The sequence below is a fragment of the Palleronia aestuarii genome, from assembly GCF_003253995.1.
GTDB classification, from domain to species: domain Bacteria; phylum Pseudomonadota; class Alphaproteobacteria; order Rhodobacterales; family Rhodobacteraceae; genus Palleronia; species Palleronia aestuarii.
Window position 1 is genome coordinate 215,675 of sequence record NZ_QKZL01000004.1, and the last position, 13,128, is coordinate 228,802.

Below are 13,128 nucleotides of genomic sequence, written 5' to 3' on the forward strand. Positions count from 1 at the left end.
TGGCGTCAGTGCGGCAGGCGTGCCGCCTCTTCGCTCGCCGCGGCCCGTGCCGCGCGTTCGGCATCGGCCGCTTCCTGCGCGGCCTCGTCCCACTCGATGGGCTCGGGCTTGCGGATCAGCGCCTGCTCCAGAACCTCGGAGACGTGCTTGACCGGGACGATCTGGAGACCCTCCTTCACGTTGTCGGGAATCTCCGCCAGGTCCTTCTCGTTCTCCTGCGGGATCAGCACCGTCTTGATGCCGCCCCTAAGGGCCGCGAGGAGCTTCTCCTTCAGCCCGCCGATGGGCATCGCATTGCCGCGCAGGCTCACTTCGCCCGTCATCGCGATATCCTTGCGGATCGGGATCTGCGTGAGCACCGACACGATCGAGGTCACCATGGCAAGGCCCGCCGACGGACCGTCCTTTGGGGTGGCCCCGTCCGGCACGTGGACGTGGATGTCCATCGTGTCGAATTTCGGCGGCTTGACCCCGATCTTCGGTGCGATGGAGCGGACATAGCTCGACGCGGCGTCGATCGATTCCTTCATCACGTCGCCGAGCTTGCCCGTCGTCTTCATCCGGCCCTTGCCCGGTAGCCGCAACGCCTCGATCGACAGAAGCTCGCCGCCCACGGAGGTATAGGCGAGGCCGGTAACGACCCCGATCTGGTCCTCCTCCTCGGCGAGGCCGTAGCGGTGCTTCTTCACGCCGAGATAATCGCCCAAGTTCTCCGGCGTGACGACGACCTTCTCGACTTCCTTCTTGACGATCTGCGTCGTGGCCTTCCGCGCGAGCTTCGCGATCTCCCGCTCGAGGTTCCGCACGCCCGCCTCGCGGGTATAGGTCCGCACGATCTCGAGAAGCGCCTCGTCGGTGATCTCGAACTCGCCCTTCTTCAGGCCGTGGTTCTTGATCTGCTTGCCGATCAGGTGGCGCTTGGCGATCTCCGCCTTCTCGTCCTCGGTATAGCCCGCGAGCGGGATGATCTCCATCCGGTCGAGAAGCGGCCCCGGCATGTTGTAGGAGTTCGCCGTGGTCAGGAACATGACGTTCGAGAGGTCGTACTCCACCTCGAGATAGTGGTCGGAGAACGTTGCGTTCTGCTCCGGATCGAGCACCTCGAGCATGGCGGAAGCCGGGTCGCCGCGGAAGTCCTGCCCCATCTTGTCGATCTCGTCCAAGAGGATGAGCGGATTCGTGGTCTTCGCCTTCTTCAGCGCCTGGATGATCTTGCCGGGCATGGAGCCGATATAGGTCCGGCGGTGGCCGCGGATCTCGCTCTCGTCACGCACGCCGCCGAGCGAGATGCGGATGAACTCGCGTCCGGTGGCCTTCGCGACCGACTTGCCGAGGCTCGTCTTGCCCACGCCCGGAGGGCCGACGAGGCACATGATCGGCCCCTTCAGCTTCTTCGAACGCTGCTGCACGGCGAGGTACTCGACGATCCGCTCCTTCACCTTCTCGAGGGAGTAGTGATCGTCGTCGAGGATCCGCTGCGCGCGGCTGAGGTCCTTCTTCACCCGGCTCGTCGTGCCCCACGGAATGCCGAGCATCCAGTCGAGGTAGTTGCGCACCACCGTCGCCTCCGCCGACATCGGCGACATGTTCTTGAGCTTCTTGACCTCGGCCTCGGCCTTCTCGCGCGCCTCCTTCGAGAGCTTCGTGGCCTCGATCCGCGCTTCGAGTTCGGCCACCTCCCCGGCGCCGTCCTCGCCGTCGCCGAGCTCCTTCTGGATCGCCTTCATCTGCTCGTTGAGGTAGTACTCGCGCTGCGTCCGCTCCATCTGGGACTTCACGCGGGTCTTGATCTTCTTCTCGACCTGCAGGACGGACATCTCGCCCTGCATCATGCCGTAGACCTTCTCGAGCCGCTCGGCGATCGTCAGGGTCTCGAGCAGATCCTGCTTCTGATTCACCTCTACGCCCAGATGTCCCGCGACGAGGTCGGCAAGTTTCGCGGGCTCCCGCGTCTCGCCGACGGCGGCCAAGGCCTCCTCGGGGATGTTCTTCTTCACCTTGGCGTAGCGCTCGAATTCCTCGCCCACGGAGCGGACGAGCGCGCCGACGGTTTCCTCGTCGCCAAGCTTCTCGGACAGTTCCTCGGCCCGGGCCTCGAAGAAGCGCGGGTTCTCTACATAGTCGACGATCTTGACGCGCGCGCGGCCCTCGACGAGCACCTTCACGGTTCCGTCGGGCAGCTTGAGAAGCTGGAGGACATTGGCGAGCACACCGGTGCGGTAGATCCCGTCGGCATCTGGATCGTCCATCGACGGGTCGATCTGGCTGGCGAGAAGGATCTGCTTGTCGTCGGCCATCACCTCTTCCAGGGCACGCACCGATTTCTCGCGGCCGACGAAGAGCGGCACGATCATGTGGGGAAACACAACGATGTCGCGCAATGGCAAGACGGGATAGCTGTTCTGGATCATGGGATCATCCTTATCGGCGAAGACACCGGGCCCCGTATTACGGCAGCCGCCTGGCCTTCCGGTCACGCTACCAATCTGGGTCCGAGCCCCCCGCGCTTCAAGCGTCAGCTCCGGCCGGAACCCAAACGAAACTGCCGCCCCGGAGAGGAACGATCAAGCGCGTATCCCCTCGATCGCCGGTCCTCCGTGTCTTTCCGGCAGCACGGACCGACACGTCGCAGGCGGATCACCGGATCGCGTCGGCCAGCCCACGTTCGAGGCTCATTCGGCGGGCACGAGCAGTGTGGTCGCCGTGAAATAGAGGATGGTTTCCCCGCTGCCAAGAGTGAGTTCGGTCACCTCCAGAAGACGATCCTCGAAATACGCGACGATCGTGACCGTTCCCGCAACGGTCATTTCCTCTCCCTCGTCGATGATCGCGACGAATTGCGGCAGTTCCTCGGGCTCGCACCTTGTGTCGGAGAGCCGGTCGGCAAGGTCCGCACTGCCTGTCGTTTCGAGCAGGTCGTCGATCGCATCCACGTCGTAGCGCGGTCCGTCCGCGCCGGCGATCTCGTAGGAATGCGCCGCGATTCCATCGAGCAGCTCGTCGCGAAGCGTGCCCCGCCGGAGGACGACGTTCTTCTCCCCAGGGGTGCGGTCCAGCGATGTCGTCTCGTTCACGATCGACACGCGCGGTGCCCCGCGCCAGACCCCTTCGAGGCGCGCGAGCAACTCTGCATCGGCGTCCTGGCCGCAAAGGTTGCGCGCCTCCATCGGCAACGCCGTTGCGGCGACGAGCACGCCCGCGATGGCGAGGATCGCCCGACCGTTCACGCCGGCTCGATATCGCCCGCGGCGCGGGTCGCGTGAAAATCGGCCTCCCACTCGGCGAACGCTCCCTCGGCGATCGCCTTCCGCATACCCGCCATGATTTCCTGGAAGTAATGCAGGTTGTGCCAAGTCAGCAGCATGCCGGAAATCATCTCGCCCGCGCGGAAGACGTGGTGGAGATAGGCACGGGAATAGCTGCGACAGGCCGGGCAGGTGCATTCGGCATCGAGCGGCCGGGGATCGTCGGCATGGCGGGCGTTCTTGAGGTTGACCACGCCGCGCCGGGTGAAGGCCTGCCCCGTCCGCCCCGATCGCGACGGCAGGACGCAGTCCATCATGTCGATCCCGCGCTTCACCGCTCCCACGATGTCGTCGGGCTTGCCCACGCCCATGAGATAGCGCGGACGGTCGTCGGGAAGCATGTCGCAGGCATAGTCGAGCACGCCGAACATCGCCTCCTGCCCCTCGCCCACCGCGAGCCCGCCCACCGCGTAGCCGTCGAAGCCGATGGCTCGAAGCGCTTCGGCGCTCTCCTCCCTCAGCTCCCGCGTCACGCCGCCCTGCTGGATGCCGAAGAGCGCGTGGCCGGGGCGGTCGCCGAACGCGGCCTTCGAGCGCTCCGCCCACCGCATCGAGAGCCGCATGCTCTCCGCGACGCGAGACCCCTCCGCGGGCAGGGCGGGGCATTCGTCGAAGGCCATGACGATGTCCGACCCTAGGAGACGCTGGATCTCCATCGATCGCTCCGGCGTCAACTCGTGCTTCGATCCGTCGATATGGGAGCGGAAGGTCACGCCCGTCTCGGTCAGTTTCCTCAGGTCGGCGAGGCTCATCACCTGGAACCCGCCCGAATCGGTGAGGATCGGCCGGTCCCAGTTCATGAAGCGGTGGAGCCCGCCCAGGCCGGCGATTCGCTCCGCTCCGGGGCGCAGCATCAGGTGATAGGTATTGCCGAGCAAAATGTCCGCCCCGGTCTCCCGCACGCTGCCGGGAAGCATCGCCTTGACCGTTCCGGCCGTGCCCACGGGCATGAAGGCGGGGGTGCGAATCTCGCCCCTGGACGTCGTGATCGTACCGCAGCGAGCGGCCCCGTCACGGCTGTGTAAATTAAAGGCGAAGCGCTGCATCTGATCCCTTCCGTCGGCCCGCGTTGTGAGCCATATGCGCCCTCGCATGCAAGGAGCTTGACAAATGGACGACGGAGCCCGGTTCCGCCTTGGTTGGGAGGAATGGATCGCCCTGCCCGAGCTCGGGCTGCCGGCGCTCAAGGTCAAGGTCGATACCGGCGCCAAGACCTCCGCGCTCCATGCCTACGATATCGAACCCTTCGGCTCGTCCGCCGCGCCCAAGGTGCGCTTCATGATGCACCCGATCCCGTCGCGCCCCGACCTCGCCATCGCCTGCTCCGCCCCCGTCACCGACCGCCGCGAGGTGACGAGCTCGAACGGCGAGACGGAGCTGCGCTACGTGATCGAGACGCCGATGCAGGTGGGCGACCGGTCCTGGCCGGTGGAACTCACCCTCACCGATCGCGGCACGATGCAGTACCGCATGCTCCTCGGGCGCCAAGCTTTCCCCGAGGATGTGGTCGTCGTGCCCGGCGAGAGCTTCTGCCAGCCGCCGCTGAGCTACGACGACTACCATTCGGCCAAGGTGCGCGAGGTCGCGCCCGACCGCGCGCTCAGGATCGCCGTCCTGAGCCGCGAGATGGAGAGCTACTCGACACGCCGCATCGTCGAGGTCGGCCAGGCCCGTGGACATACCGTCGAGGTGATCGACACGCAGCGCTGCTACATGACGCTCGATGCGCTCTCGCCAGAGGTCCATTACGACGGCAAGCGGCTGCCGCATTACGACGCCGTGATCCCGCGGATCGGCGCGTCGATCACGCCCTACGGCACGGCCCTCATCCGCCAGTTCGAGACGATCGGGACATTGTGCGTGAACCCCGCCGCGGGCATCACGGCGAGCCGCGACAAGCTCCACGCCCACCAGGTGCTCGCCCGCGCCAAGATCGGGATGCCGAAGACCGCCTTCGCAGCCTCGCCCAAGGATACCGACAACCTCATCGGGCTCGTCGGTCGGGCGCCCCTGATCGTGAAGCTCCTCGACCCGGCGCAGGGCAAGGGCGTCGTGCTGGCCGAGACGAAGAAGGCCGCGGAATCAGTGATCGACGCGTTCCGCGGTCTCCATGCCAACTTCCTCGTTCAGGATTTCGTGCGCGAGGCGGCGGGCGAGGACATCCGCTGCCTCGTCATGGACGGCCGCGTCGTGGCCGCGATCCGGCGCACCGCGCCCAACGGCGAGTTCCGCTCCACGCCCGGCCCAGGTGGCAAGATCACGGCCGCGAAGCTCACCCGGGCGGAGCGGGAGACCGCGACGCGGGCGGCGCGCGCCTTCGGCCTCGGCCTCGCCGGGGTCGACCTCGTGCGGTCCGCGGACGGGCCGAAAGTGCTGGAAGTCAACGCGACGCCGGGCCTCCAGTCGCTGGAACGGGGTGCAAAGGGCGATCTGTGTTCCCATCTCTTCGAAATGATCGAGAAGCGGGTGCGTCCCGTCCCCGTACGTCGCCCCAGAAAATCGGGGGCGCGAAACCGGACATGAACCAGGTGCGAGTTAAGCGTGTTCGAAGGCCAATTGTTGGAGCGAGTGTCATGCGCCGTGGAATAATCGATCTTGCGATCCTCGTTGTCGCGCTGGCGCTTCTGGCGTTGCCGCTCATCGCGGACGAGGAAGGCACGAGACGGACGTCCCTTCCGCCCGGCGTGATCATGCTCGAGCGCGATCTCGGCGGGGCGTCGCTGGCGCCGATCGGCTCCGGTCGGGCCACCGATATCGGCCGGATGAGCTGAGCGAGCACCGGGTATCGGACCCCGGACCGGACGATCCGATCGCCCGGTCGCCCGCAACGCCTCGGCCCTCCGGTCTGGACGCAGACGGCCCGCCTTCTTATATCGTTGGATGAATTTCGCGAAAGGGACGCCATGCCAAGCGAAGCGCAGACCGAACCGATGGAGGGTCAGCCGCTCATTCGGCCGTCAAGCACCGACCATCCGCTGCACGAACAGATCGTGGAGGCGTGCCGGAGCGTCTATGATCCCGAAATACCGGTCAACATCTACGATCTCGGGCTCGTCTACACGATCGACATATCAGCCGAGAACGACGTGCTGATCCTCATGACCCTGACCGCGCCGGGCTGCCCGGTCGCGGGCGAGATGCCGGGCTGGGTCGCCGAAGCGGTTGAGCCGCTTGCGGGCGTCAAGACCGTCGACGTGCAGCTTACCTGGGAGCCACCCTGGGGAATGGACATGATGTCCGACGAGGCCCGCCTCGAACTGGGCTTCATGTAACGCCCCGCAAGGCACTCGAACAACCCGAAGGAAGGGACGATCCGATGTTCTCCATCCCCGGAAAGCAAGCCGTCACCATCACCGAGAAGGCCGAGCGCCAGATCTCGAAGCTCATGTCCCGCGAAGGGCATCAGGGTCTTAGGATCGGCGTGAAGAAGGGCGGCTGCGCCGGCATGGAATACACGATGGATTACGTGACCGAGATCGACCCCCACGACGAGGTGGTCGAACAGAACGGCGCGCGGGTGATGATCGCGCCGATGGCGCAGATGTTCCTCTTCGGCACGGAGATCGACTACGAGACGAGCCTGCTCGAATCGGGATTCAAGTTCCGCAACCCCAACGTCGTCGATGCCTGCGGCTGCGGGGAATCGATCAAGTTCAAGGACGTGGAAGAGCTCTCGGTCGAACGGCAGGGCTGAACGCGGCGCGCAAGTCTTGCCTTTGATAAGCGTACGGTAGATTCTAGGGGCCAGTTGCGCGTTGACTGGTGTCCGTATGGTCGATGCCCATCCCTCCGCTCTCCGCAGCTTGTTCCGCGATTTTCGAGACCGAGCTCTTTATTTCCCGCGACGAAGCGTACTTATCGGATGGTCTCGATACCATCGTGATCGTCAAGATCATTGCGGCTTATGGGGTACAGACGGCGCACATCGCCGAGCTGACCCGATGCGCCACGACCGCGGGCGCATCATTTCCCTGCCGCTTCTCGCCGCCATCTTCTCCACATCCGCGATCAAGATGGACATGATCGAGAATCTGCTTAAGACGTTCCTCTGAGGGATCACGGTCCTGCCCGGGGCAATCTCGCACCCGGATGATGGCTTCGAAATGGAGAGAGGGCTCTATCAGGCCTGCCACAACGCGCTCTACCGGCTTTCGCCCGAAGGGTACGGCGACGTTCCCCCTACCGGCGTCGACCCGATCGACATCGAGCGGTGGAAAACGAGTGGTTATTACAGCACGCCGCAAGTCCCGGAAGGCCATCTTCTTCTGAAGATGGGCTCCATGACCGAGGAACATTGCAGCCTCACCCAGGCCTTGGGCGACAACGTGAAGATTTCCCACTTCGTCAACGGCGAATTGCAGGGATCGACGATCGTTCCGCCCGTCTATCTTCTCGCGCCGGATACGCGGCTGGCCGACCTTCAATGAACGCGCGGGCTCACTCCGCCGGTTCGACCTCTCCTTCGGCCGGCTGCGCCTCGATCTCGGCGGCGCGCTTCTCCACCTGCTCGACGATGTGGTCGACCATCTGTGCGTTCGACATCTTGTGGCTTTGCTTGCCGGCGAGATAGATCATCCCCGACCCGGCCCCGCCGCCGGTGAAGCCCACATCGGTCATCAGCGCCTCGCCCGGGCCGTTCACCACGCAGCCGATGATCGAGAGCGACATCGGCGTCTTGATATGGGCGAGCCGCTCCTCGAGCACCTCGACCGTCTTGATGACGTCGAAGCCCTGCCGCGCGCAGGACGGGCAGGAGATGATGTTGACCCCACGGTGGCGGAGCCCAAGCGACTTGAGGATCTCGTAGCCCACGCGCACCTCTTCGACCGGATCGGCGGAGAGCGAGACACGGAGCGTGTCGCCGATCCCCATCCAGAGAAGGTTGCCGAGGCCGATCGCGGATTTCACGGTGCCCGCGTTGAGCGATCCGGCCTCCGTGATGCCGAGATGGATCGGCGCGTCCGTCGCCTCCGCGATCCCCTGGTAGGCGGCCGCCGACAGGAACACGTCCGATGCCTTCACGGAGATCTTGAATTCGTGGAAGTCGTTGTCCTGCAGGATCTTGATGTGGTCGAGACCGCTTTCGACCATCGCGTCGGGACAGGGCTCGCCGTATTTCTCAAGCAGATCCCGCTCGAGGCTGCCCGCGTTCACGCCGATGCGGATGGAGCAGCCGTGATCCTTCGCGGCGCGGATCACTTCCTTTACGCGGGTATCGTCACCGATATTGCCGGGGTTGATCCGCAGGCAGCCAGCGCCCGCCTCCGCCGCCTCGATGGCGCGCTTGTAGTGGAAGTGGATGTCAGCGACGATCGGCACCGGGCTCTCCCGGACGATCTCGCGTAGCGCGGTGGTCGCGGCGGTGTCGGGACAAGAGACGCGCACGATGTCGGCACCCGCCTCCGCGCATTCGATGACCTGACGGATCGTCGCGGCGGCGTCGCCGCTGTCGGTATTGGTCATCGTCTGGACGGCGATGGGGGCGTCGCCGCCCACGGGCACGTTGCCCACCATGATCTGGCGGGACTTGCGGCGATAGATGTTCTTCCACGGGCGGACGGCGTTCAGCGACATGTCGACTCCGGTCTGATCAGGGTGTCGGGTCCTCTGCGCGGAACCTAAGCGTCCCGGGCGACGAAACCAACAGCCGATCGCCGGTTCACTCCGTCGCGGCGGGTGCAGATTGTCCGGGCAGCGGGGGTTCCGGGCGGAGATCGGCCACGACCCGGGCGAGCGCGCTTTCGGCCTCGAGATCGGCGACGTCGTAGGCAGCGGCCAGCGTCTCGCCATCGAGATCGAGATTGCCCGTCACCTGCCCTGCCGGACCCGCGGGCCCGTAGGCCGTGCCGTTGACCGCGAAGAAGATCGCACCGGATTCACCGGTACGGAGCGTCGCGGGAACCTCGCTCGGCGGCAGGACGAAGCGGTCGCCCTCCTGCATGATCCGCTCGTAGAGAGTCGTGCCCTCCGCGGAGCGGACCCGCACCCAGGAGGGGCGCACGGCGATCACGACGACCTCGGGCGGCCCGTCCTCGACAACCTGCACGCCGGGCGCACCCTCGGGGGCCTCGATGGTTCCGGGCGGGAGGAGAGACGCGATGTCCACCGCGTCGAAGCCGCCGATCTGGCGGGATGTCGAACCGGCCGGCATGGGCCCGATCAGCTCCGCAATCACCGGCTCCGCCGATACGGCCGACACAAGCGGCTCGCCCAGCCGCGGATCGATGGCGGAAATCGGGCCGTCGCGGGCAACGAGAACCGGAACGTCGAGAGGTTCGGGGCGGTAGATGCGGTCGAACACCTCCTCCTCCGCGGCCGACTGCGCGTCGAGCGGGCCCGTCGCCTGCGCGGCGTTCAGCGGATCGATATCGGCCACCACCTCCGGCGCCTGGTCGACCGGCGTGATCCGCACCTGCTGGATCTCGGTCAGGACCGCGTAGCCGCCATAGGCGATCGCCCCGATCAGACCCAGAAGGACGAGGAGGGAGCCGATCGCGCCCGGCTCGATCCGCGAGAGGAACCCGTCTCGCGGCGGGGCGTAGCCCAGCGCGGGCTCGGCCAGCGGGTCGCGCTCTGCGCGGTCGGTCTGCGGCTCGGCGCGCCGGACCGATGCGGCCTTCGACATGCCGTGGGCGGTCTCGAAATCGCTTTCCGCGCAGAACGCCCGGTAGGCCCAGTCGGGATCGAGGTCGAGATAGCGCGCATAGGAGCGGACATAGCCCGCGATGAAGCCGGGCGTCTCGAAGGCGGCGGGATCGGAATTCTCGATGGCCGCGATGTAAGTGGCGCGGATCTTCAGTTCGCGCTGCACGTCGAGAAGGGATTTTCCGAGCGTGGCGCGTTCGCCCCGCATCACATCACCAAGGCGCAGGTCGAAATCGTCGAAGCCGCGTGGCGTTTCGTCGCCGACCCGCGTTTCCCCCATGTGGAAACGACCCGTCATACCCTATGCCCCTTGATCCTGCTCCGCGCCCTTTTGGCAACGGTTCCGAACCTTCCAGATCGATTCCGCTACAGAACGCTTGTTCGCTTTTCCCGTAGCTTATGCATCCTAGGGCCGTTTGTGTAAACGAAGCGTTTACGCAATCTGTTGAGACCGATTTAGCGCACAATGCGACCAGAGCGTGTCGAGCGCACCGACGAGCGCGTCGATTTCCCGCGGCCCATGCACGGGAGACGGGGTGAAGCGAAGCCGTTCGGTGCCGCGCGGGACGGTGGGGAAATTGATCGGCTGCACGTAGATGCCGTGATCCTGCAGCAGAAGGTCCGACAGCGCCTTGCAATGCACCGGATCGCCGACATGGACAGGCACGATGTGGCTGCCGTGATCGATGAGCGGGAGACCCAGACCCTTTAGCCGCATCTTCAGGATCCGCGCCTGCGTTTGATGCGCATCCCGGCGCGCCTGATCACCCTTGAGGTGTGCCACGCTCGCCGCGGCGCCCGCGGCGACGGAGGGCGGCAGGGACGTGGTGAAGATGAAGCCCGGCGCATAGGACCGGACCGCGTCGCACATCCGCGCGCTCGCAGCGATGTAGCCGCCCATCACGCCATAGGCCTTGGCGAGCGTCCCGTTGATGATGTCGATCCGCCCCATCAACCCGTCGCGCTCGCAGACCCCGCCACCGCGGGGGCCGTACATGCCCACGGCGTGGACCTCGTCGATATAGGTCAGCGCACCGAACTCCTCCGCGAGGTCGCAGATCGCCTCGACGGGGCCGAAATCGCCGTCCATCGAATAGACGCTCTCGAACGCAATGAGCTTCGGAAGGGCGGGATCGTCGGCCGCCATCAATTCGCGAAGATGGTCCACGTCGTTGTGGCGGAAGACGCGCTTGGCCCCGCCGTTGCGGCGCACGCCCTCGATCATGGAGGCGTGGTTCAGCGCGTCGGAATAGATGACGAGGCCGGGAAAGAGTTTCGGGAGGGTCGAGAGCGTGGCGTCGTTGGCGATGTAGGCGGAGGTGAAGAGGAGCGCCGCCTCCTTGCCGTGAAGATCGGCGAGTTCCGCCTCCAGCCGCTTGTGATAGACGGTCGTGCCGGAGATGTTGCGCGTCCCGCCGGACCCGGCCCCGGTCGCGTCGAGCGCCTCGTGCATCGCGGAGAGTACCGCCGGGTGCTGCCCCATCCCGAGGTAATCGTTGCCGCACCAGACCGTCACCGGCCGCTCCGTCCCGTCCTCCCGGCGCCAGACCGCCTGCGGAAAGGCACCGCGTCGCCGCTCGATGTCGATGAAGGTCCGGTAGCGTCCCTCGTCGTGCAGCCTCTGCAGGGCGGCGTCGATGCTGGCGTCGTAGTTCACCCGGGCTCTCCTCTCGCAGCTTCCCCGGATTCATAATGGTTCCAGCGCCGAAAACACAGGGACGTTTTGTCCGCCCCCGCCGCCGGGCCGCTTTACGGCGCCGCCGGAGGGGCTAGTCTTCGCTCCGTAACAAGGCCGAAGGAGCCGTCCATGAGCCTCGATGCCGTCCTTTCCCGGATCGACGATGATCTGCCGCAATCGCTCGAGCGGCTCATGGCGTTTCTCGCCATCCCGTCGATCTCCACCGATCCCGCCTATGCGCCGGAGGTCCGGCGGGCGGCGGACTGGCTCGTGGAGGATTTGCGCGGCCTGGGCTTCACGGCCGAGGCGCGACCGACGCAGGGTCATCCGATGGTCGTGGCGCATGGCGGAGAGGGTGGCCGTCCGCTCCTCTTCTACGGACATTACGACGTGCAGCCGGTCGATCCGCTCGACCTCTGGGAGCGTGATCCGTTCGATCCGCAGATCGAGGATACGCCGGAGGGCCAGGTGATTCGCGGTCGCGGCGCCTGCGACGACAAGGGCCAGCTCATGACCTTCGTGGAGGCCTGCCGCGCTTGGGTGGCCGTTCACGGCGCGCTTCCGACCCGCCTTACTCTCCTCTTCGAGGGGGAGGAGGAATCGGGCTCGCCCTCCATGGTGCCGTTCCTGGAGGCCAATGCGGACGAACTTCGCGCGGAGCTCGCGCTCATCTGCGACACGTCCCTCTACGATACGGAAACGCCGGCGATCACCACCTCGCTGCGCGGCCTCCTGGGGCAGGAGGTGACGATCAGGGGCGCCGAGCGCGATCTCCATTCCGGCAGCTTCGGCGGGCTCGCGATGAACCCGATCCGGGTTCTCTCGGGCATCATCGCCGATCTTCACGACCAGGCGGGAAGGGTGACGATCCCGGGCTTCTACGACGGCATCCCGGAGACGCCCGCCGAGGTTCTCGCCCAGTGGGAACGGCTCGATTTCGACGCGACCGCGTTCCTCGGCGATGTCGGCCTGTCGACGCCCGCGGGAGAGACGGATCGCACCCCGCTCGAGCAGCTCTGGGCGCGGCCGACGGCGGAGGTGAACGGCATCCGGGGCGGCTATGCGGGGGCGGGCTTCAAGACCGTGCTGCCGGCGGAGGCGTCGGCCAAGATCAGCTTCCGCCTCGTGGACGGGCAGGATCCGCAGGCCATCCGGACGGCCTTCCGGCACTTCGTGGAGACGCGTCTACCGCCCGATTGCGAGGCCGTCTTCCACGATCACGGCGCCGCCCCGGCAAGCCGCATGGACATTTCCGATCCCGCGTTCGAGGCCGCGCGGCAGGCCTTGTCGCAGGAATGGCCGAAGCCTGCCGCCTATATCGGCGCCGGCGGGTCGATCCCGATCGCCGGGCAGATGCAGCAGACGCTCGGGATGGATTCGATGCTGATCGGCTTCGGGCGGTCGGACGACCAGATCCACTCGCCGAACGAGAAGTACCACCTGTCGTCCTTCCATCGCGGCATCCGCTCCTGGGCGCGGATCCTCGACGCCATCGCCTGA

The 13,128-nt window shown here is 66.1% G+C and carries 12 protein-coding genes; 6 read left to right on the top strand and 6 right to left on the bottom strand.

Going from position 1 to position 13,128, the window contains the following annotated elements:
- Positions 1-5 precede the first annotated feature (5 nt).
- The 3 genes from lon to tgt form a co-directional block, all read right to left on the bottom strand.
- A complete protein-coding gene (gene lon / locus LX81_RS06925; RefSeq protein ID WP_111536569.1) occupies positions 6-2,411 on the bottom strand; it encodes an endopeptidase La in 2,406 nt (801 codons plus the stop codon).
- 261 nt (positions 2,412-2,672) lie between these two features.
- Positions 2,673-3,227: a hypothetical protein gene (locus LX81_RS06930; protein WP_111536570.1), complete on the bottom strand. Its 555-nt coding sequence runs from the start codon at positions 3,225-3,227 to the stop codon at positions 2,673-2,675.
- Positions 3,224-4,351 (bottom strand): tRNA guanosine(34) transglycosylase Tgt, encoded by a 1,128-nt coding sequence (tgt, locus tag LX81_RS06935; protein ID WP_111536571.1) that lies wholly within the window; start codon positions 4,349-4,351, stop codon positions 3,224-3,226. The genes LX81_RS06930 and tgt overlap by 4 nt, the downstream gene beginning before the upstream one ends.
- Positions 4,352-4,415: 64 nt before the next feature.
- On the opposite strand from tgt, the gene rimK reads away from it, so the two are divergent.
- The 5 genes from rimK to LX81_RS06960 all read left to right on the top strand — a co-directional run bounded on the left by rimK (position 4,416) and on the right by LX81_RS06960 (position 7,732).
- Positions 4,416-5,828, top strand: a complete 1,413-nt coding sequence (gene rimK / locus LX81_RS06940) for a 30S ribosomal protein S6--L-glutamate ligase (RefSeq protein ID WP_111536572.1) — start codon at positions 4,416-4,418, stop codon at positions 5,826-5,828.
- A gap of 50 nt (positions 5,829-5,878) precedes the next feature.
- Positions 5,879-6,076, top strand: a complete 198-nt coding sequence (locus LX81_RS06945) for a hypothetical protein (RefSeq protein WP_111536573.1) — start codon at positions 5,879-5,881, stop codon at positions 6,074-6,076.
- Between the two features lie 132 nt (positions 6,077-6,208).
- Positions 6,209-6,577 (top strand): SUF system Fe-S cluster assembly protein, encoded by a 369-nt coding sequence (locus LX81_RS06950; protein ID WP_111536574.1) that lies wholly within the window; start codon positions 6,209-6,211, stop codon positions 6,575-6,577.
- A gap of 44 nt (positions 6,578-6,621) precedes the next feature.
- Positions 6,622-6,999 (top strand): HesB/IscA family protein, encoded by a 378-nt coding sequence (locus LX81_RS06955; protein WP_111536575.1) that lies wholly within the window; start codon positions 6,622-6,624, stop codon positions 6,997-6,999.
- 409 nt (positions 7,000-7,408) lie between these two features.
- Positions 7,409-7,732 (top strand): hypothetical protein, encoded by a 324-nt coding sequence (locus LX81_RS06960; RefSeq protein WP_111536576.1) that lies wholly within the window; start codon positions 7,409-7,411, stop codon positions 7,730-7,732.
- Positions 7,733-7,742: 10 nt separating this feature from the next.
- Here LX81_RS06960 and ispG read toward each other — a convergent pair whose 3' ends face one another.
- From ispG to hemA, 3 genes are all read right to left on the bottom strand, one after another.
- Positions 7,743-8,879, bottom strand: a complete 1,137-nt coding sequence (gene ispG / locus LX81_RS06965) for a flavodoxin-dependent (E)-4-hydroxy-3-methylbut-2-enyl-diphosphate synthase (RefSeq protein WP_111536577.1) — start codon at positions 8,877-8,879, stop codon at positions 7,743-7,745.
- 85 nt (positions 8,880-8,964) lie between these two features.
- Positions 8,965-10,248, bottom strand: a complete 1,284-nt coding sequence (locus LX81_RS06970) for a helix-turn-helix domain-containing protein (protein WP_111536578.1) — start codon at positions 10,246-10,248, stop codon at positions 8,965-8,967.
- Positions 10,249-10,383: 135 nt separating this feature from the next.
- A complete protein-coding gene (hemA, locus tag LX81_RS06975; protein ID WP_111536579.1) occupies positions 10,384-11,607 on the bottom strand; it encodes a 5-aminolevulinate synthase in 1,224 nt (407 codons plus the stop codon).
- 150 nt (positions 11,608-11,757) lie between these two features.
- On the opposite strand from hemA, the gene LX81_RS06980 reads away from it, so the two are divergent.
- Positions 11,758-13,128 carry a M20/M25/M40 family metallo-hydrolase gene (locus tag LX81_RS06980; RefSeq protein WP_111536580.1) on the top strand — a complete coding sequence of 457 codons (1,371 nt, stop codon included), beginning with the start codon at positions 11,758-11,760 and terminating at the stop codon, positions 13,126-13,128.

Excerpts from the sequence above, each read along its gene's own strand:
- lon (WP_111536569.1), bottom strand. The coding sequence starts at position 2,411 with ATGATCCAGAACAGCTATCCCGTCTTGCCATTGCGCGACATCGTTGTG.
- tgt (WP_111536571.1), bottom strand. The coding sequence starts at position 4,351 with ATGCAGCGCTTCGCCTTTAATTTACACAGCCGTGACGGGGCCGCTCGC.
- rimK (WP_111536572.1), top strand. The coding sequence starts at position 4,416 with ATGGACGACGGAGCCCGGTTCCGCCTTGGTTGGGAGGAATGGATCGCC.
- LX81_RS06945 (WP_111536573.1), top strand. The coding sequence starts at position 5,879 with ATGCGCCGTGGAATAATCGATCTTGCGATCCTCGTTGTCGCGCTGGCG.
- LX81_RS06950 (WP_111536574.1), top strand. The coding sequence starts at position 6,209 with ATGCCAAGCGAAGCGCAGACCGAACCGATGGAGGGTCAGCCGCTCATT.
- LX81_RS06955 (WP_111536575.1), top strand. The coding sequence starts at position 6,622 with ATGTTCTCCATCCCCGGAAAGCAAGCCGTCACCATCACCGAGAAGGCC.
- LX81_RS06960 (WP_111536576.1), top strand. The coding sequence starts at position 7,409 with ATGGAGAGAGGGCTCTATCAGGCCTGCCACAACGCGCTCTACCGGCTT.
- ispG (WP_111536577.1), bottom strand. The coding sequence starts at position 8,879 with ATGTCGCTGAACGCCGTCCGCCCGTGGAAGAACATCTATCGCCGCAAG.
- LX81_RS06970 (WP_111536578.1), bottom strand. The coding sequence starts at position 10,248 with ATGACGGGTCGTTTCCACATGGGGGAAACGCGGGTCGGCGACGAAACG.
- LX81_RS06980 (WP_111536580.1), top strand. The coding sequence starts at position 11,758 with ATGAGCCTCGATGCCGTCCTTTCCCGGATCGACGATGATCTGCCGCAA.